At 73.2% G+C, this 18,919-nt stretch carries 14 protein-coding genes; 10 read left to right on the forward strand and 4 right to left on the reverse strand.

Going from position 1 to position 18,919, the window contains the following annotated elements:
* Nucleotides 1-5: 5 nt before the first annotated feature.
* Together glgB and B4M60_RS04245 are read right to left on the reverse strand one after the other, a co-directional pair.
* Entirely contained in the window at nt 6-2,339 is a 2,334-nt protein-coding gene (gene glgB, locus B4M60_RS04240; RefSeq protein ID WP_291080588.1) for a 1,4-alpha-glucan branching protein GlgB, read from the reverse strand.
* An 11-nt stretch (nt 2,340-2,350) separates the two neighbouring features.
* Complete coding sequence (locus tag B4M60_RS04245) at nt 2,351-4,369, reverse strand: maltotransferase domain-containing protein (protein ID WP_291080590.1); 2,019 nt, start codon at nt 4,367-4,369, stop codon at nt 2,351-2,353.
* A gap of 169 nt (nt 4,370-4,538) precedes the next feature.
* Between B4M60_RS04245 and B4M60_RS04250 the strand changes: the two genes are divergently transcribed.
* From B4M60_RS04250 to B4M60_RS04260, 3 genes are read left to right on the forward strand one after another with little or no spacing between them, the layout of a single operon-like run.
* Nucleotides 4,539-5,363, forward strand: a complete 825-nt coding sequence (locus B4M60_RS04250) for an ABC transporter ATP-binding protein (protein ID WP_291080618.1) — start codon at nt 4,539-4,541, stop codon at nt 5,361-5,363.
* The gene (locus tag B4M60_RS04255) at nt 5,360-6,109 is read left to right on the forward strand and encodes an NUDIX hydrolase (protein ID WP_291080592.1); all 750 of its coding nucleotides are present in this window, start codon (nt 5,360-5,362) and stop codon (nt 6,107-6,109) included. Before B4M60_RS04250 ends, B4M60_RS04255 begins: the two co-directional genes overlap by 4 nt.
* A 9-nt stretch (nt 6,110-6,118) precedes the next feature.
* Nucleotides 6,119-7,339, forward strand: coding sequence for a THUMP-like domain-containing protein (locus tag B4M60_RS04260; protein ID WP_291080594.1), 1,221 nt, complete (start codon nt 6,119-6,121; stop codon nt 7,337-7,339).
* On the opposite strand, the gene B4M60_RS04265 is transcribed toward B4M60_RS04260, so the two are convergent.
* A complete protein-coding gene (locus B4M60_RS04265) occupies nt 7,324-8,721 on the reverse strand; it encodes a PQQ-binding-like beta-propeller repeat protein (RefSeq protein WP_291080595.1) in 1,398 nt (465 codons plus the stop codon). The genes B4M60_RS04260 and B4M60_RS04265 overlap by 16 nt on opposite strands.
* A 170-nt stretch (nt 8,722-8,891) precedes the next feature.
* Here B4M60_RS04265 and B4M60_RS04270 point away from each other — a divergent pair, with 170 nt between their 5' ends.
* From B4M60_RS04270 to B4M60_RS04295, 6 genes are all read left to right on the forward strand, one after another.
* Nucleotides 8,892-10,523 (forward strand): AMP-binding protein, encoded by a 1,632-nt coding sequence (locus tag B4M60_RS04270; protein WP_291080596.1) that lies wholly within the window; start codon nt 8,892-8,894, stop codon nt 10,521-10,523.
* 122 nt (nt 10,524-10,645) lie between these two features.
* Nucleotides 10,646-11,431 (forward strand): electron transfer flavoprotein subunit beta/FixA family protein, encoded by a 786-nt coding sequence (locus B4M60_RS04275; RefSeq protein ID WP_291080598.1) that lies wholly within the window; start codon nt 10,646-10,648, stop codon nt 11,429-11,431.
* A gap of 51 nt (nt 11,432-11,482) precedes the next feature.
* Entirely contained in the window at nt 11,483-12,433 is a 951-nt protein-coding gene (locus B4M60_RS04280; protein ID WP_291080600.1) for an electron transfer flavoprotein subunit alpha/FixB family protein, read from the forward strand.
* An 83-nt stretch (nt 12,434-12,516) separates the two neighbouring features.
* A complete protein-coding gene (locus B4M60_RS04285; protein ID WP_291080602.1) occupies nt 12,517-13,713 on the forward strand; it encodes a cysteine desulfurase family protein in 1,197 nt (398 codons plus the stop codon).
* The gene (mnmA, locus tag B4M60_RS04290; protein WP_291080604.1) at nt 13,710-14,840 is read left to right on the forward strand and encodes a tRNA 2-thiouridine(34) synthase MnmA; all 1,131 of its coding nucleotides are present in this window, start codon (nt 13,710-13,712) and stop codon (nt 14,838-14,840) included. The genes B4M60_RS04285 and mnmA overlap by 4 nt, the downstream gene beginning before the upstream one ends.
* On the forward strand, nt 14,837-15,919 hold the full coding sequence (locus B4M60_RS04295) for a cobalamin-independent methionine synthase (RefSeq protein ID WP_291080606.1): 1,083 nt from the start codon (nt 14,837-14,839) through the stop codon (nt 15,917-15,919). The genes mnmA and B4M60_RS04295 overlap by 4 nt, the downstream gene beginning before the upstream one ends.
* Nucleotides 15,920-15,929: 10 nt before the next feature.
* Here B4M60_RS04295 and B4M60_RS04300 read toward each other — a convergent pair whose 3' ends face one another.
* Nucleotides 15,930-16,625 carry an exonuclease domain-containing protein gene (locus B4M60_RS04300; RefSeq protein ID WP_291080608.1) on the reverse strand — a complete coding sequence of 232 codons (696 nt, stop codon included), beginning with the start codon at nt 16,623-16,625 and terminating at the stop codon, nt 15,930-15,932.
* A gap of 59 nt (nt 16,626-16,684) precedes the next feature.
* On the opposite strand from B4M60_RS04300, the gene ligA reads away from it, so the two are divergent.
* Nucleotides 16,685-18,865, forward strand: coding sequence for an NAD-dependent DNA ligase LigA (gene ligA / locus B4M60_RS04305; RefSeq protein ID WP_291080610.1), 2,181 nt, complete (start codon nt 16,685-16,687; stop codon nt 18,863-18,865).
* The last annotated feature ends 54 nt before the right edge of the window (nt 18,866-18,919 follow it).

The following is an 18,919-nucleotide window of genomic DNA, read 5'->3' on the forward strand; positions in this document are numbered from 1 at the left end:
GGGGGTCACCGCGAGTGCCGCAGCCACACCGCGGCACGCGGACCGACGGTGATGGCGGCCGAGTGCGGACGACCGTGGTGGGGGACGTCCTCGGCGTGGAGCCCGCCGAGGTTGCCCGTCCCCGAGCCCTCGTACCCGGTCGCGTCGGTGTTGAGGATCTCCTCCCAGAACCCGCCCTCGGGCAGCCCGATCCGGTAGCCGCCCAGGGTGGCGCCGGAGAAGTTCACCACGCAGGCGATCGTGTTGCCCGCGTGGTCGGTCCGCAGGAACGACAACGCGTTGTGCGCCGCGTCGTTCGCGTCGATCCACGAGAAGCCCGAGGGGTCGTCGTCCAGGGCCCACAGCGCCGGGTTCTCGGCGTAGCGCGCGTTCATGTCGCGCACCGAGGCGAGGATGCCGCGGTGGTACTCGCCCTCCCAGCCCTCGAGGTTCTCCCAGGTCACGCCCTGCTCGTCGTTCCACTCCCCGGTCTGGCCGAACTCCAGTCCCTGGAAGAGGAGCTTCTTGCCCGGATGCGCCCACATGTAGGCGTAGAGGCCGCGCAGGCCGGCGGCCCGGTCCCACGACGTCCCCGGCATGCGCTGCCACATGGAGCCCTTGCCGTGGACCACCTCGTCGTGGCTCAGCGGCAGGACGAACCGCTCGCTCCACGCGTACATCATGGAGAACGTGACCTCGCCGTGGTGGTGGCTGCGGTAGACGGGGTCGAGCCCCACGTACCTCAGGGTGTCGTTCATCCACCCCATGTTCCATTTCATCGAGAACCCGAGCCCGCCGGTGTCGGTGCCGGCGGTGACCCCGCCCCACGAGGTGGACTCCTCGGCCACGGTGAGGAACCCGGGATGCTCGCGGTGGACGGTGGCGTTGACCTCCTGGAGGAACGAGATGGCCTCGAGATTCTCCCGGCCGCCGTAGCGGTTGGGCGTCCACTCGCCCTCCTCGCGCGAGTAGTCCAGGTAGAGCATCGAGGCGACGGCGTCCACCCGCAGCCCGTCGATGTGGAACTCCTCGGCCCAGTAGAGGGCGTTGGCCACGAGGAAGTTGCGCACCTCGTGACGGCCGAAGTCGAAGACGTAGGTGCCCCAGTCGGGCTGCTCGCCGCGGCGCGGGTCGGCGTGCTCGTACAGCGCGGTGCCGTCGAACCGGCCGAGCGACCACTCGTCCTTGGGGAAATGCGCCGGGACCCAGTCGACAAGGACGCCGATGCCGCGGGAGTGCAGGTGGTCCACCACGTAACGCAGGTCGTCGGGGGACCCGAACCTGCTGGTGGGGGCGAAATAGGAGGACACCTGGTAGCCCCACGAGCCGCCGAAGGGATGCTCGGCGACGGGCATGAGTTCCACGTGGGTGAACCCGGTCTCGGCCACGTGGTCGGCGAGCTGGTGCGCGAACTCGCGGTACCCGAGTCCGGGTCTCCAGGAGCCCACGTGGACCTCGAGGGTGGTCATGGGCAGGCGCGAGTGATCGCGGGTCGCGCGGGCGGCGATCCACTCGTCGTCGTCCCACTCGTAGCGCGACGTGAACACCTTCGACCCGGTGGCGGGGGGCACCTCGGCGGCCACCGCGAGCGGGTCGGCGTGGTCGACGGTCCGGCCGTCGGCACCGCGCACGCAGTACTTGTAGGTCGCCCCGTCGGTGACGTCCGGGACGAAGAGCTCCCACACGCCGGAGGACCCGATCGAGCGCATGGGGAGCGCGAGCGGGTTCCACCCGCAGAAGTCGCCCACCACGCTGATGCCGCGGGCGTTGGGCGCCCACACCGCGAAGGACGTCCCCGTGACGGGTCCGCCGGCGGTGTCGTAGGTACGCACGTGGGCGCCGAGGACGGTCCACAGTCGCTCGTGCCGGCCCTCGCCGATCAGGTGGAGGTCCACCTCGCCGAGCGTGGGCAGGAAGCGGTAGCCGTCGGCGACGGTGCGCTCGTGCCCGTCCGGGTACGTGACGTGGAGGCGGTAGTCGGGGACGTCGGCCTCGGGCAGCGTCGCGTGGAACATGCCCTCGCCGAGGGGTTCCATGGTCACGACGCGGTCCCCCGACCGGATCTGAACCGTCGTGGCGCCGGGCTGCATGGTGCGCACCACCGAGCCGTCACCGGCCCGGTGGGCGCCGTAGACCGAGTGGGGGTCGTGATGGGTGCCCGAGCGCAGCGCGTCCAGGACGTGCCCGGGGAGGGCGACCGGGGTCGACGACGACGAGGCCGGCCCCGTCGGTCCGTCCGCTACCTGCTCCGGTGTCAGCCAGACCGCATCCGGATCGACGGGCGGTGCTGCCGATGCCCCGGCCGGCGTGGCGGGGCCGTCGGGAGCGGACCGGCCCTTCTCGCTGTGGTGCTTTCCCATGCCGTTGTGCCTCAATCCACGATGTGCGTGCGGTAGGTCAGTTCGACCCTACGTGCTTCGTCGCACGGTGGGACCACCACGACGTGGGCGACCGCCGTCCACGGTTCGAGCCGGACGTAGTTGCTCGGCCCCCAGTGGAACTCGCGGCCGGAGACCTCGTCGTGGACGCTGAACCGGGCGTCGTCGTCGTATCCGAGGGCGGCCATGTCCAGCGTCAGCGTGCCCTCCTGTGCCCCGTGGGGGTCGAGCGAGACCACGGCCAGGACGCAGTCGCCGCTAGCGGGGTCGACCTTGGAGTAGGCGATGATCCGGTCGTTGTCCACCTCGTGGAAGCGCAGGGTGCGCAACTGCTGCAGGGCGGGGTGCTCCCGGCGGATCCGGTTGAGCGTCCGCAGCCAGGGGGCCAGCGACTGGCCGGCGGCCTCGGCCCCGGCGAAGTCCCGCGGCCGGAGTTCGTACTTCTCGGAGTCCAGGTACTCCTCGCTGCCGTCGGCGACCGGCTGCCACTCGTAGAGCTCGAAGCCGGAGTACACGCCCCACGCCGGGGAGAGGGTGGCCGCGAGCACCGACCGGATCGCGAACATCGCCGGGCCGCCGCGCTGCAGCGACTCGTGGAGGATGTCCGGGGTGTTGGTGAACATGTTGGGCCGGGCCTCGTCGACGTGCCCGAGGAGCTGCTCGCAGAACTCCACCAGGTCGGCCTTGGTGGTCTTCCACGTGAAGTAGGTGTAGGACTGCGAGAATCCGCGCCTGGCCAGCCCGAACAGGCGGGCCGGGCGGGTGAACGCCTCCGCCAGGAACAGGACGTCGGGCTCCGTGCGCTTGACCTCGGCGATGAGGCGGGCCCAGAAGTCCGCCGGCTTGGTGTGCGGGTTGTCCACGCGGAAGATCCGCACCCCGAGCGAGGTCCACAGGCGGACCACCCGGAGGACCTCGGCGTAGATGCCCTCGGGGTCCAGGTCGAAGTTGACCGGGTAGATGTCCTGGTACTTCTTGGGCGGGTTCTCGGCGTAGGCGATGTGGCCGTCGGGCAGCACCGTGAACCACTCGGGGTGGGCCGCGGCCCACGGGTGGTCGGGTGCGCACTGCAACGCCAGGTCGAGGGCGATCTCGACGCCGCGCGTGGCCGAGTACGCCACGAGGTCACGGAAGTCCTCGATCGTGCCGAGGGCGGGGTGCACGGCGTCGTGGCCGCCCTCCGCGGAGCCGATCGCCCAGGGGGAGCCGACGTCGCCGGGGTCCGGGGTGAGCGTGTTGTTGCGGCCCTTCCTGTTCACCTCGCCGATGGGGTGGATCGGCGGGAGGTAGGCCACGTCGAACCCGAGGTCGGCGGCGTGGTCGATGTAGCCGCGGGAGGTCGCGAAGGTGCCGTGGACGGGCTCGCCGCGGTCGTTCCACCCGCCGGTCGAGCGGGGGAAGAACTCGTACCAGGAGCTGAACTGCGCCTCGCGGCGGTCCACCCACACCCGGTGGGTCTGCCCCACGGTGACGAGCTCCCGGACCGGGCCGGCGGCCATCGCCGCGGCGACCTCGGGGGACAGCGCCCGCCCGCTCCGGGCGTGCGCGTCGCCGGGACCCCGGAGGGCCGCGGCGGCCTCCGTGAGGAGGGCCGCGCGGTCGGGGGCCCCGGCGGCACCCGCCTGGGCGGCGCCCGCGTCGAGCACGCGGGCCCCCACCTCGAACTCGTTCCCCAGCACCTCGGCGCCCTGGCCGGCGTCCATCTTCTTCACCAGGCCGCTGCGCCAGGTGGCGTAGGGGTCGGACCAGGCCTCGACGCGGAACGACCACATGCCGGGGACATCGGTGTGCAGGAGGGCGTGGACGGTGTCCGCCTCCGCCCCGTGCACCATCGTCGAGCGGGACGACGACCCGCCGGGGCGGCGGACCACCAGGCTCGCGGCCACGGCGTCGTGACCCTCCCTCCACACGGTCGCGGAGATCGGCAGGACCTCACCCACCACGGACTTGGACGGGAACCTCCCGCAGGAGACCAGTGGGCGGACCTCGTCGATGGCCAGACGGTCGTTCACGTCGGTGCTCCTCTCGGCTGGGGATTCCGCGGCGCGGATGCCTCCACCCCCACGACGCTAGCGAAGCGGGGGCGATCGGGGAGCGAGGTCACCGACGGTCCACCTGCACGGGAGGTGGTCCCGGCCACCCGGGTCCCCGATACGGGGTTAGATGGGGGCCGTGACCACCCTGATCGAGACCGACCCCGACCTCGTCCTGGACCTGCGCGACGTTTCGCTCCGGCGGGACGGGCGCACGCTGGTCGGGCCCGTGACCTGGCAGGTCGAGCTGGACGAGCGGTGGGTGGTGCTGGGGCCCAACGGGGCGGGCAAGACCTCGCTGCTCCGGATCGCCTCGGCGCTCGAGTACCCGAGCACGGGGACGGCCGTGATCCTGGGCGAGCAGCTCGGCCGGACCGAGGTCACCGAGCTCCGCAGCAGGGTGGGGCTGTCCTCGGCCGCGGTGGCGGGCAGGATCCCCGGCGACGAGGTGGTGCAGGACCTGGTGGTCTCCGCCGGGTACGCGGTCCTCGGTCGGTGGCGGGAGCGCTACGACCAGGCGGACTTCGACCGCGCCGCGGACACCTTAGAGATGATCGGCGGGGAGCATCTGGCCGAGCGGACCTGGGGGACCCTGTCGGAGGGGGAACGCAAGCGCGTCCTCATCGCCCGGGCGATGATGACCGACCCCGAACTGCTCCTCCTGGACGAGCCCGGCGCGGGCCTGGACCTGGGCGGCCGCGAGGACCTGGTGGCCAGACTCGGGGACATGGCGCTCGATCCGGACGCGCCCGCGACGGTCCTGGTGACCCACCACGTGGAGGAGATCCCGCCGGGGTTCACCCACGCCATGCTGCTCGCGGAGGGCGGGGTGACCGCGCTCGGTCTGATCGACGACGTGATCACCTCGGAGAACCTCAGCCGCGCGTTCTCCCAGTCGATCGTCGTGGACGCGATCGACGGGCGGTACTTCGCCCGGCGCGCGCGCCGGCTCGGCCGCCACCGACGGCCGTGAGCCGCCCCGATCCCGTCACGGTCGTGCCGGCGGCGTCCGTGCCCGTCCGCGAGGCCGCCACGGTCGCGCTCATCCGGGACGCCCGGGTGGGCGGAGGCGTCGAGGTCTTCCTCCAGCACCGCGTGTCCACCATGCAGTTCGCGGCCGGCATGTCGGTGTTCCCGGGTGGCGGGGTGGACCCCCGCGACTACCGCGGGACCCGGCCCTGGCGCGGCCCGGACGCGACCTGGTGGGCGGAGCGGTTCGGCATCCCCGCCGACCGGGCGGCCGCCGCCGTTCGGGGGGTCGCCCGGGAGCTGTTCGAGGAGACCGGAGTCCTGCTGGCCGAGCCCGATCCCGCGGCCGCGGGGGACGGGCGTCCGGTCGATCTCCCGGGCCCGGAGGAGCGGCGGGCCCTGGACGCCGGGGAGGGGGACCTCGACACGCTGCTCTCCGCGCACGGGTTGATCCTGTCCGCGCACCGGCTGCGGCCGTGGGACCGCTGGACCACCCCGCCGGGGCCGCCACGGCGCTACGACACGCTGTTCTTCGTGGCCGCGCTGCCGGAGGGCGCCGAGCCGGACGGCGGCACGAGCGAGGCCCGCGCGGCGGAGTGGATCCGCGCCGACGACGCCGCCCAGGCGGGGATCCTCGGACACCTCGGGATGCTCCGTCCGACCCTGGACGTGCTCGCCGGCCTCGCCACGGCCGTCGACGTGGCCGAACTCCTCGACGCGCCCCGGAGCATCGCCCCGGGCGGCAGATAGGGGACGCCGGTGACGCCGGACGACCTGGACTTCCTCACCACCGACGCCGGGGGCGACCTGCTCGCGCTCGCCGCGGGGCTCGACTGGTCGCGCGCACGGCTGGTGGCGTCGACCGCGGTCGTCCGCGGGGCCGACCCCGCGCACGCGGCCGCGGCGATCGACCTGGTGACCGCCCGCCTCCGGGCCCGCGGCCGCATCCGGGGGGCCGAGCGGATGCTGCTCACCGACGAGGCGGTCCAGCAGGCCACCGCGTGGCCCGTCGCCGCCCTGCGCGCGCGGCGGCTGGCGGGCCGGGACGTCCACGACGTCACCTGCTCGGTGGGTGCGGAGCTGGGCGAGCTCGTCCGGACCGCGGACCGGGTGGTCGGCTCGGATCTCGACCCGGTCCGCGCCCGCATGGCCGCCCGCAACGTGCCCGGTGCGCTGGTGTGCGTGGCGGACGCACTCGCCCCGCCCACCGTGGACGCGGTGCTCGTCGCCGATCCCGCCCGCCGGTCGGGCGGCCGGCGGATCCACGACCCCGAGCAGCTGAGCCCGCCGTTGCCCGCCTTGCTGGCCGCGGCGCGGGGCCGCGACCACGTGATCAAGTGCGCGCCCGGGCTGGACACCTCCGTGCTGGACCACGCCGGGGAGGTCGAGCTGGTCTCGCTCGACGGGTCCGTGCGCGAGGCGTGCCTGTGGTCGCCGGGCCTGTCCGCCGGGGTGGCGCGCCGCGCGACGGTGATCCGCACCGTCCCGGCCGGCGACCCCGGTCCCTGGGGGCCCCCGCGACTCGTCGCGGACGGCGTGGCGGTCCACGTGGAGGAGGTGACGGACGGCGACGACGACGAGGTGGACGCCCACGGGGAGGCGGACAGGTACATCGTCGACCCCGACGGGGCGGTCGTCCGGGCGGGGCTGGTGAGGCACTGGGCCCGCCGCCACGGGCTCCGTCAGCTCGACCCCCGGATCGCCCACCTCACCGGCCCGCGGGTGCCGCGGGGATACACCGGCTTCGAGGTCCTGCAGCGGTGCAGGCTCGACCGCAAGGAGCTGCGCCGGGTGCTGCGTGACCGGGACTGCGGCTCGCTGGAGATCCTGGTGCGGGGCGTCGACTCGGACCCGGACGTGCTCCGCCGGTCGCTGGCCCTGAAGGGCTCACGGCCGCTGGCCCTGGTGGTGACGAGGATCGACAGGTCGGCCGTGGTCTTTGTATGCGGGCCCCGCACGGACGGTCAGGCGAAGACGTAGACCGCACCCACCGCCGTGGTGAGCGCGATCCGGCCGTCGTCATCCACGCTCACACCGGACACCGGGCCCGTGGCGGCGGGGACCGGGATCTCGTGGAGCGTCCGGCCGTCGCCGCCGTCGAGGAGCTGGAGGGCGATGCCCGGCGCGTCACCGGCCCCCGCCGTCCTGACGGCGACCACCACCCTGCCGTCCGCGGTGGCGGCGGGGTTCGTGAGCTGGCGCAGGTCGTCCCGGCGCCAGACCTCGCGGCCGGTTCCGTCCGCCCCGCGCACGGCCACCACGGGCGCCGGGCCAGCGTCCGCGGCGTGGTCGTCGTCGACCCCCCTCCAGACGGTGGAGGTCCGGCCACCGGTGACCAGGGTCCCGTCGGGCAGCAGCGCCGGCGGGGTGTCGGGGCGGTACCCGATCGGCGCGGACCAGCGCGCGGCGCCGTCGGCGGTGGAGTACGAGGTCAGCGTGCCGTCCTCGGCGTGCACGTAGACCTCACCGCGGTCGTCCGACAGGACCACCGGCACGCCGAGCCGGCCCGCCGGGAGCCCGGTCCGCCACAGCACCTCCAGTAGACCGGTGTCGCCGGTGGTCAGCCGCACGGCGACGAGTTCCGGGGCGGGGCGGGTGGGTGGCCACACCGTGAGGTAGGCGGTGCCGCTCGCGGTGTCGACGGCCGCCGGACCGGGGGCGGGGCAGCCGCGCTCGCCGGAGTCGCACCACGGCAGGCCGAATCCGGGGGCGGACGGGGCGAGCTCGCCGGCGACCGGGAGCCTGGGGGAGGCGTCCAGGCCGGTCTGGGTGTTGACCACCCGGGCGATCCCCAGGTGGGAGACGAGCAGCAGGTTCCGGTTGTCCAGGAGCGTCACGGTGGTGGGGATGCCGCGCGTCTCGGCGAACCAGCGGTTCTCCCCCTCCGCCGACACCGCCCCGACCCCGCCGTACATCGGGACGAACACCGAGCCCCGGCCGTCGACGGTGGCGGTGATGCGTGGCCCGTCGGTGGGCATCCGCAGGCACCAGCGCTTCCGCCCGTCCTCGGCGGTCAGGGCCCAGAGGTTGCACCCGCGCTCGGAGACGGTGGCCTGGAAGAACGTGCCGATCCCGTCGGAGCTCGCCACCCCCGTCGCCGGTGCGCCCAGCGGGCGTGACCACACGAGCTCGGGGGAGTCGGCGACGGAGGAGTGTGCGCGCCCGGAGTTCGGGGGACCGCCGGTGACGGACGACCAACTGTCCGCCTGGCCGAGGCGGGCGCCGCCGCTCTCGGTGCTCGAGGCGCACCCGGCGGCGAGGGCGAGGACGACCGAGCCGAGCAGGAGCGCGCGGACGGGCCGAGCCGCGCGGCGCGGGGGAGTCGCCCCCGCCGCCGGCGGCGGTGTCGGTGCCGGTGCCACTCGAGTCCCCTTCGCTACGCGGTCGTCAGGGGAGAGCGTAGTCGGCGGCCGCGCCCCGACCCCGGAGGGCGTCGCTAGGGGGATGTCCGGGGATCGCCGGGCGACCGCCGGCCGGCGCGGTTACGGTGACCGGTATCACCCCCCGACCACGAGAGGCGGTCCACACCGCGATGACAGCCGATTCCGGACTCGACACCGCCCTCACCCCGCTGGGTTTCCTCGAGAGGGCGGCTCGGGTGGCGCCCGACGCGACCGCGGTGGTGGACGGACCCCGCCGGCAGACCTACGCCGAGCTCGCCGACCGCGCCACGCGGCTCGCCGCGCTCCTGCGGGTGCGGGGTGTGGCCCGCGGCGACCGGGTGGGGGTGCTCGCACCGAACTCCGCGGAGGCCCTCCTGGCGCAGTTCGCCGTGCCGCTCGCCGGCGCGGCGGTGGTCGCCCTCAACACCCGTCTCGCCCCGGCGGAGATCGCCTACATCGTCGACCATGCGGGGATCGGGGTGCTGATTGCGGATGCCGAGCTCTTGGCCGGCCTCGGTGACGAGGTGCCGGAGTCGATCAGGCTGATCCTGGTGGCGCCCGACGCGGACGGGACGCAACCGGACCCGGCGCGCTTCGGCCCCCGCGCGGAGGCGCTCGAGGACGAGCTGGCGCTCGCCTCGCCGCAGCCGGTGTCCTGGGCGGTCTCGGACGAGGACGCCGTCATCGCCGTCAACTACACCTCGGGCACCACGGGTCGCCCCAAGGGCGTGATGTACACCCACCGCGGCGCCTACCTCAACGCGCTCGGCGAGATCATCACCCAGGGCCTCGACCACCGCTCGCGCTACCTGTGGACGCTCCCGATGTTCCACTGCAACGGCTGGTGCACGACGTGGGCCCTGACCGGCGCGATGGGAACCCACGTGTGCCTGCGCGCCGTGCGGGGGGACGAGATCTGGAGACTGTTCGACGACGAGGGCGTCAACCGCCTGGCCGGCGCCCCGGCCGTGTTGTCCACGATCGCGGACGACCCGGCGGCCCGGCCGACCGAGGGGATCCGGATGATCACCGCCGGCGCCCCGCCCTCGCCCACGATCCTGCGGCGCTTCGAGGAGCTCGGGATCGACGTCACCCAGGTCTACGGGCTCACCGAGACGTACGGGCCGTTCACGGTCTGCGCGCCGCAGCCGGGCTGGGCGGACCTGGACCCGGACGAGCGCGCGGGGCTCAAGTCCCGGCAGGGGGTGGCCATGATCCACGCGGACACCGTCCGCGTGGTGGAGCGCACCACGCCCGGCGAGACGCACCTGGTCGACGTCCCCGCCGACGGCGTGACGATGGGCGAGGTCGTCATGACCGGCAACGGCGTGATGAAGGGCTACTTCGCCGACCCCGAGGCCACCGCGACGGCGTTCGCCGGCGGCTGGTTCCACTCGGGCGACCTCGGGGTCATGCACCCGGACGGCTACGTCCAGCTGCTCGACCGGGCCAAGGACGTCGTGGTCTCCGGCGGCGAGAACATCTCGACGATCGAGGTCGAGCAGGCGATCGTGTCGCATCCCGACGTGGTGGACTGCGCGGTGGTCTCGATGCCGGACGAGAAGTGGGGAGAGCGGCCGAAGGCCTACGTGGTGGTCAGGCCGGGCTCCGACCTCGACTCCGACGGTGTGATCGCGCACTGCCGCACCAGGATCGCGCGCTACAAGGTGCCGGGCGCGGTGGAGCTCACCGAGGCGCTGCCGCGCACCTCCACCGGGAAGGTGCGCAAGAACGAGCTCCGCGACGCGGCGTGGTCTGGGTGGGAGAAGCGCATCAACTGACAGCCCCGACCCTGCGGCGTCGGGCCGAGTGACGTTATTGTGTCTCGCAGGACCACAATCCGGTGCGCCCGGCCAGTTCGGACCGCACCCAGCCCCGACTCGCAGGAGGTCGACGCAGGCCCATGACGAACATCGTCGTACTGATCAAGCAGGTTCCGGACACCTACTCGGAGCGCAAGCTCTCCGACGGTGACTACACCCTGGACCGTGAGGCCGCGGACGCGGTCCTGGACGAGATCAACGAGAAGGCCGTTGAGCAGGCTCTCCAGATCAAGGAGGCCAACGGCGGCGAGGTGACCGTCCTGTGCGCCGGTCCCGACCGCGCGACCGAGGCCATCCGCAAGGCCCTGTCCATGGGCGCGGACAAGGCGGTCCACCTCAACGACGAGGCGCTCCACGGCTCCGACGTCGTCCAGACCGCGTGGGCCATCGCGAACGTCCTCGGCACCATCGAGGGCACCGAGCTGGTCGTCTGCGGCAACGAGGCCACCGACGGTCGGATGGGCGCCGTCCCCGCCATCATCGCCGAGTACCTCGGCCTGCCGCAGCTCACCCACATGCGCACCCTCGAGATCTCCGGCGACACCGTCAAGGGCGAGCGGGAGACCGACGAGGGGCTGTTCGAGGTCGAGGCCACCCTGCCCTGCGTCGTCTCCGTGGGCGAGAAGATCAACGAGCCGCGCTTCCCGTCCTTCAAGGGGATCATGGCCGCCAAGAAGAAGCCGGTCGAGACCCTGACGCTGGCCGACACCAACGTCGAGGCCGGCCAGGTCGGCAAGGACAACGCCGCCTCCACGGTCACCGCGTCCACCCCCAAGCCGCCGCGCAGCGCCGGCGAGAAGGTGGCCGACGAGGGCGAGGGCGGCAACGACGTCGCCAAGTACCTCGTGGCGCAGAAGCTCATCTGACCCGGGCTCACCCGACCGACTCACACCAGTTTCTTTCAAGGAGAACCCACCATGGCTGAAGTCCTCGTCGCGGTCGAGCACGTCGACGGCGAACTGAAGAAGGTCACCCTCGAGCTCATCACCGCGGCCCGCGCGCTCGGTGAGCCGTCCGCCGTCGTGTTCGGCGAGACCGGCACCGCCGCCGCGCTCACCGACGCGCTCAAGGAGGCCGGCGCGGAGAAGATCTACGTCGCCGAGGGTGACGCGGTCCAGAACTACCTCGTCACCCCGAAGGTCGACGTCCTGGCCGGGCTGGCCGAGCAGGGTGCGGCCGCGGTCGTCCTGGCCGCCACGTTCGAGGGCAAGGAGGTGGCGGGTCGCCTCGCCGCCCGCACCGGCTCCGGGATCCTCGGGGACGTCGTGGAGATCAGGGAGGACGGCTCGGCCGTCCACTCGATCTTCGGTGGGGCGTTCACCGTCGACGCGACCGTCTCCGGTGACACCCCCGTCTACACCCTGCGTCCGGGCGCGGTCGAGGCCGCTCCGTCCGCCGGCGCGGGCGAGGTCGTCGAGGTCCAGGTCCCCGAGCCCGAGAACGCCGCCAGGGTGATCTCGCGCAACCCGATCGTCGGTGGCGACCGCCCCGAGCTGACCGAGGCTTCCGTCGTCGTCTCCGGCGGGCGTGGCGTCGGTTCGGCGGAGAAGTTCGAGGAGGTCGTCGAGCCGCTCGCCGACTCGCTCAAGGCCGCCGTCGGCGCGTCCCGCGCGGCCGTCGACTCGGGCTACTACCCGGGGCAGTTCCAGGTCGGCCAGACCGGCAAGACCGTGTCGCCCCAGCTGTACATCGCCCTCGGCATCTCGGGCGCGATCCAGCACCGCGCCGGAATGCAGACCTCCAAGACGATCGTCGCCGTGAACAAGGACGAGGAGGCCCCGATCTTCGAGATCGCGGACTACGGGATCGTCGGCGACCTGTTCAACGTCGCCCCGCAGCTCACCGAGGCCATCAACGCCCGTAAGTGAGTCCGACACGCCAGTGTCGCCCGGACCCCGGTACCCCTGCGGTGCCGGGGTCCGGCGCATTCGGGCGTATCCTTGCCGACGACATGCTCACGACCCGCACCGCGCACTACCTGGACCACGCCGCGACCACCCCGATGCGTCCGTCGGCCATCGCGGCCTACGCCGAGGCGGCCTCCACCGTCGGCAACGCCTCCTCGCTCCACGGGGCGGGGCGCCGCGCCCGCCGCCGGGTGGAGGAGGCCCGCGAGTCCCTCGCCGCGCACCTGGGGTGCAGGCCCTCGGAGGTCGTGTTCACCTCCGGCGGGACCGAATCCGACAATCTCGCCGTGCTGGGTCAGGCGGCCGCCGCCGGCGGTGGCGTGGTGGCCGTCGGCGCGACGGAGCACCACTCCGTGCTCGACTCGGCGGCCCATCTGGCCACCGACCGCGGCGGCCGGATGGACGTCCGGGTGCTGCCGGTGGACGGACGTGGCGCCGTCACCCCGGGCGCGGTCCGCGAGCTGGTCGACGAGGTCGGTGCGCGTCTGGCGCTGGTCGCGGTGATGCTCGGGAACAACGAGATCGGCACCATCACCGACGTGGCGGGGGTCGCCGCGGTGGCCCGGGCCGCCGGGGCGGCCGTCCACACCGACGCCGTCCAGGCCGTCGGCCACGTGCCGGTGGACTTCCAGACGCTCGGCGCCACCTCGCTGAGCCTGTCCGCCCACAAGTTCGGCGGGCCTCTGGGCGTGGGGGCACTGCTCATCGACCGGGGTGCCGACTGCCTGCCGGTCAGCTTCGGCGGTGGGCAGGAGCGGGATCTGCGATCGGGTTCGGTCGACGTCCCGGGCGTCGTGGCGATGGCCGTGGCCCTCGACGAGGCGGTGCGGGAGATGGAGACCGAGGCTCGTCGACTGACGGGGCTGCGCGAGCGCCTCGTCGAGGGTGTGCGGGCCTCGGTTCCCGGTGTGATCGCCAACGGGGGCGGGGACCGGCTGCCGGGGATCGCCAACCTCACGTTCCCGGGCTGCTCCGGCGAGTCCCTCATCCTCCTGCTCGACGCGGCCGGCGTCGAGTGCTCCACCGGATCCGCGTGCACGGCGGGGGTCGCCGAGCCGAGTCACGTGTTGCTGGCGCTCGGTGCGGACGACTCCGCCGCGCGGAGCAGCCTCCGACTGAGCCTGGGATACACCAGCACCGAGGCCGACGTGGATGCCGCGATCGCCGCGCTGGTCCCCGCCGTCGACCGCGCGCGGATCGCGGGGCTCGGGATGCCGCGGACCGGGGCGGCGGCGTCGTGAGGGTCCTCGCGGCGATGAGCGGGGGGGTGGACTCGGCGGTGGCCGCGGCCCGGGCCGTGGCGGCGGGCCACGAGGTGGTGGGCGTGCACCTCGCGCTGAGCGCGGATCCGGCCACCCTCCGGACGGGCTCACGGGGCTGTTGCTCACGCGAGGACGCCGGCGACGCCCGCCGGGTCGCGGATCTCCTGGGCATCCCCTTCTACGTGTGGGACTTCGCCGAGCGGTTCCGGGCCGACGTCATCGACGACTTCGTGGAGTCCTACGCCCGCGGAGAGACCCCCAACCCGTGCCTGCGGTGCAACGAGCGCATCAAGTTCGAGGCGCTCCTCGACCGCGGGACGGCTCTGGGGTTCGACGCGGTGGCCACCGGGCACTACGCGCGGCTCTCGACAGAGGAGCTGCCCGACGGCTCCCGGCGTCCCGTCCTCCGACGTGCGGTCGATCCCGGCAAGGACCAGTCCTACGTGCTCGGGGTGCTCACCCCCGAGCAGCTCGCCCATTCGATGTTCCCCCTGGGGGACTCGCTCAAGTCCGAGGTCCGGGCGGAGGCCGAGGCGGCGGGTCTCCCCGTGGCGTCCAAGCCCGACAGTCACGACATCTGCTTCATCCCCTCCGGTGACACCCGGGCCTTCCTCGGCGCCCGGATCGGCCTGCGCCCCGGAGCCGTGGTCGACGCCGACACCGGTGACGAACTCGGGCGGCACGAGGGCGTGTACGGGTTCACCATCGGTCAGCGCAAGGGGCTCGGACTCGAGGGGCCCGCCGCCGACGGCCGCCCCCGCTACGTCACCGCGATCGACGCCGACACGGGCACCGTGACGGTCGGAGGGTCGGATCACCTGCTCTCCGCGAGCATGACCGCGTCCTCGCCCTACTGGTTGGTCGACGACGACATCCGCGAGACCCGATGCCAGGTACAGATCCGCGCCCACGGCGAGGCGACCCCGGGCCTCGTCAGGCGCATCGGGGACGGGCCGGACGCGCGGCTCGAGATCGCCCTCGACCAGCCGGTGCGCGGCGTGGCCCCGGGGCAGGCGGCCGTCCTCTACCGGCCGGAGCCCGAGGGCGATCGCGTGCTCGGCAGCGGGACCATCACCGCCGCTGTCCCGATCGCGCACACGCCGTGACCCCGGTGTCCACCGCCCACACCGGCCCCGGTCCCATGCCCGGCACGGATCCCCGTGAGGCCGCGCGCGTCGTGGTGGGGGAGTGCCACGCGATGCCGTTCCTCGCCGAGCTCCCCGACCGCGGCCCGGCCGCCGACCAGACCGGGCGGACCCTCGCGCTGCTCGCCGACCTTCCCGTCGACATCTCCACCCGCGGCTGGCGTCTCGCGACGTCGCCGGGGAGGCTCGCCCGGACGGCGTCCGACCTGCTCGACCGGGACCTGGACGCGCTCGAGGAGGCCGACGAGGTGGCGAGGGATCCCGAGGGCGACCCCGCCCCCGCGGATCGCCGACTGCAGGTCCGGGTGCTCGGCCCGTGGTCCCTCGCCGCTCGGCTCGAGCTCCCCGGCGGCCTGCCGGTTCTCACCGACCGCGGCGCCCGACGGGACCTGGCCGGGTCGCTGGCGGAGGGGGTCGCCGAGGGAGTCGTCCGCCTGGCCGGACGCCTGGGTGCGGGGGCACGGATCCTGCTCGACGAGCCGATGCTCTGGCACGTCGCAGCCGGAACAGTGGCCGGACCGAGCCGTTTCGATCCGATCGCGGCCGTGCCGGAGGACCAGCTCTCCTTGACCCTGTGCCGCTTCGGTGACGCTCTCCGCCGCGCGGGGGTGGCGGACGTGGTGATCCGGGTACCGGCCGGGGTCGAGGGGGAGGCGCCCGCGAGGTGGGCCGTGGTCGCGGAGACCCCGAGGGACGAGACCCCGCTCGACGGGCTCTGCGTGCCCGCCGGCCTGCTCCATTCGGGCCTGTCCCACTCCGCGCTCGACGCCGCGGGCACCGTCCTGAGCGACGGCAGGACGCTCCACCTCGAGGGACTCCCCGGGACGCCCCGTCCCCCTCGGACGAGCGGGGACGTCGAACGGTCCGTGTCCGCGGTCCTCTCCCTGCTCGAGCGGCTCAGCGCGCACCGGTACGCGGGTCTGTCCCAGTTGGTCCTCACCCCGACCGTGGACGACATGACCTCCGGGCGGCTCACCCCGGCCCAGGCTCTGGCCGCGGTGCGGCGCGTGGCGGAGGGCGCGCCCCGCTTGGCCGAGTAGCGGTGATCACCTAGACGGTGGCCACGGGCCACATCGTGTTGACGCCGGAGGGGTCCTTGCCCGTCCGTTCGAGGTAGGCGGCGAAATCGCGTTGCCGCTCCTCGTGCCACCGGGCTTGCTGCGCGTTCACCCGTCGCCAGTCCGCCCCCACCAGGTCGGGAACCTCCCCGAGGAGCTTCCAGGCCAGGCGGGCGGCGGCAACGGCATCCGCCGAGGCGTCGTGCGCGGCGTCCAGCCTCACCCCGTGGTGCGAACACAGGGCGGCGAGGGTGCGCTTGCCCTTCCGGTACGGGTCCGCCGCCCTGTCCACCACATAGGGGTCCACCACGGGCCCGAGCACCTCGAAGGAGGGGTCCCACCGGCGGAGGATGGTGAGGTCGTAGGCCGCGTTGAACACCACCAGTGCCCGGCCCTCCCGCCACCCCGTCCGGATGCCCGCGATGGTCTCCGTCACCACCTCGGCGTGCGGCCGCCCGTGTTCCCTGGCCTGGGCGGTGGTGATCCCGTGCACCGCGGTGGCCCCCTCCGGTATCTCCACCCCCGGATCGGCCATCCAGGTGTGCTCGACCTTGGTGGGGCCGTCGATGGCGACGAGGGCCGAGGTGACGACGTGGGCGGTCCGCGGGTCCGGACCGGTGGTCTCGAGGTCGAACGCGAGCAGTCGGTTCCGGTCGATGGTGACGGGGTTCTGATTCTCCTGGTTCATGGGCTCACCGTAGGCCAGCGCTCCGACACCCCGGGTGCGCGTCGCACTACCCTGTCCTCGTGAGCCAAGCCAGCCAGAGCAACGAGCCCATCGGCACCGGGGACATCCCGCCTGACGCGCGTCAGGCGTGGACCGCGCTCGCGGAGACGGTCCGCGATCACCAGTTCCGCTACTACGTCAAGGACGCACCGGTGGTCTCGGACGCCGAGTTCGACCGACTGTTCGGCGAGCTCGAGGCGCTGGAGGAGGCGCACCCGGGCCTGCGGACCGCGGATTCGCCGACCCAGCTCGTGGGGGGCGGCTTCTCCACGGACTTCGCCCCGGTGGAGCATCTCCAGCGGATGACCAGCCTGGACAACGTGTTCTCCGAGGAGGAGTTGCGTTCCTGGGTGGCCTCCGCGGTCGAGCGGGCCCACGCGTCGGAGAGCGAACTGCGGTTCCTGTGCGAGGTCAAGATCGACGGGGTGGCCCTCGATCTGGTCTACCGCGGCGGGAAGCTGGTCAGCGCCGCGACCCGCGGCGACGGCCGCACCGGCGAGGACGTCACGCTCAACGCGAGGACGATCGAGGACATCCCCGTCACCCTCACCCCCTCGGCAGGCCGGCCCGTGCCCGACCTCCTCGAGGTGAGGGGCGAGGTGTTCTTCCGGCTCGAGGACTTCGCGGAGCTCAACGCCCGCCTGGTGGCCGAGGGCAAGGCGCCGTTCGCCAACCCGCGCAACAGCGCGGCCGGATCACTGCGGCAGAAGAATCCGGCGATCACCGCCCAGCGGCGTCTCGGGATGTACTGCCACGGGCTCGGCGCGGTGGAGGGAACGGGGTTCGACAGTCTCCACGACGTCTATCTCGCGCTGGCGGAGTGGGGCCTTCCGGTCTCGCCCTACACCGAACCCGCCATCGGTGTCGACGAGGTCCTGGAGCGGATGCGCTACTGGGGCGAGCACCGCAACGACCCGGAACACGAGATCGACGGGCTGGTGGTCAAGATCGACGACCTCTCGGTCCAGCGTCGGCTCGGGCAGACCTCGCGCGCCCCCCGGTGGGCGATCGCCTACAAGTACCCACCGGAGGAGGTCATGACCGAACTGCTCGACATCAGGGTCTCGGTGGGCCGCACCGGGCGGGTCACCCCGTTCGCGCACATGGAGCCGGTGACGGTGGCCGGGTCGACGGTCTCGCTGGCGACGCTGCACAACCAGACCGAGGTCAAGCGCAAGGGCGTGCTCATCGGTGACACGGTGGTGATCCGGAAGGCCGGCGACGTCATTCCCGAGGTCCTCGGCCCGGTGGTGGAGCGCCGCGACGGCACCGAGCGCGAGTTCGTCTTTCCCGAACGGTGCCCCGAGTGCGACACGGTCCTGGCCCCGGCCAAGGAGGGCGACGCGGACTGGCGCTGCCCCAATCAACGCTCGTGCCCGGCACAGCTCCGCGAGCGGTTGTTCTACCTCGCCTCACGCAACGCGCTCGACATCGAGGCGCTCGGGTACGAGGGCGCCAGCGACCTGCTGACGAGCGGGGTACTGGACAACGAGGCCGGGCTGTTCGACCTCGGCGAGGCGGAGTTGCTGCGCACCACCCTCTACACCCGGGTGGACAAGGCGACCCGCAGGCAGATCGAGGAGGGTGCCGACGCCGAGCGCACGGTGCTCACCGAGAACGGCCGCAAGCTCCTGGCCAACCTGGCCACCGCCAAGGACCGCCCGCTGTGGCGCGTCCTCGTCGCGCTGTCGATCCGCCACGTCGGGCCCACCGCTGCGCGGGCGTTGGCAACGCGGTTCGGGACGATGGCGGCGATCCGCGCGGCGACCGAGGACGACCTCGCGGAGACCGACGGCGTGGGGGCGATCATCGCCGCGTCGGTGGTCGAGTGGTTCGGCGTGGACTGGCACCGCGAGATCGTCGACCGCTGGGCGGCCGCCGGCGTCGCGATGGCCGACGAGCGCGACGAGTCGATCCCGCGGACCCTGGAGGGCCTGACCATCGTGGCGACGGGCTCCCTCGAGGGATTCACCCGAGACGGCATCAAGGAGGCCATCATCGCCCGCGGGGGCAAGGCCTCCGGCTCGGTGTCCAGGAAGACCGACTACGTGGTGGTGGGGGAGAACCCGGGGTCCAAGGCCGCCAAGGCAGAGGAGCTGGGGCTGACGATCCTCGACGAGGCCGGGTTCGTGTCCCTGCTGGAACACGGTCCGTCACCCTCGGACGAGGACGGGTCCGAGGACGCTCCCGACGAGGGCTGAGGGGTGCGGTCCCGGCGATCCCTGTGCCGAATGCCGGATGCCGGATGCCGGATG

It is taken from the genome of Dietzia sp. UBA5065, from assembly GCA_002415925.1.
Taxonomy (GTDB): domain Bacteria; phylum Actinomycetota; class Actinomycetes; order Mycobacteriales; family Mycobacteriaceae; genus Dietzia.

Coding starts and splice junctions, on each gene's coding strand:
- glgB (WP_291080588.1), bottom strand. CDS start 2,339: ATGGGAAAGCACCACAGCGAGAAGGGCCGGTCCGCTCCCGACGGCCCC.
- B4M60_RS04270 (WP_291080596.1), top strand. CDS start 8,892: ATGACAGCCGATTCCGGACTCGACACCGCCCTCACCCCGCTGGGTTTC.
- B4M60_RS04275 (WP_291080598.1), top strand. CDS start 10,646: ATGACGAACATCGTCGTACTGATCAAGCAGGTTCCGGACACCTACTCG.
- B4M60_RS04280 (WP_291080600.1), top strand. CDS start 11,483: ATGGCTGAAGTCCTCGTCGCGGTCGAGCACGTCGACGGCGAACTGAAG.
- B4M60_RS04285 (WP_291080602.1), top strand. CDS start 12,517: ATGCTCACGACCCGCACCGCGCACTACCTGGACCACGCCGCGACCACC.
- B4M60_RS04300 (WP_291080608.1), bottom strand. CDS start 16,625: ATGAACCAGGAGAATCAGAACCCCGTCACCATCGACCGGAACCGACTG.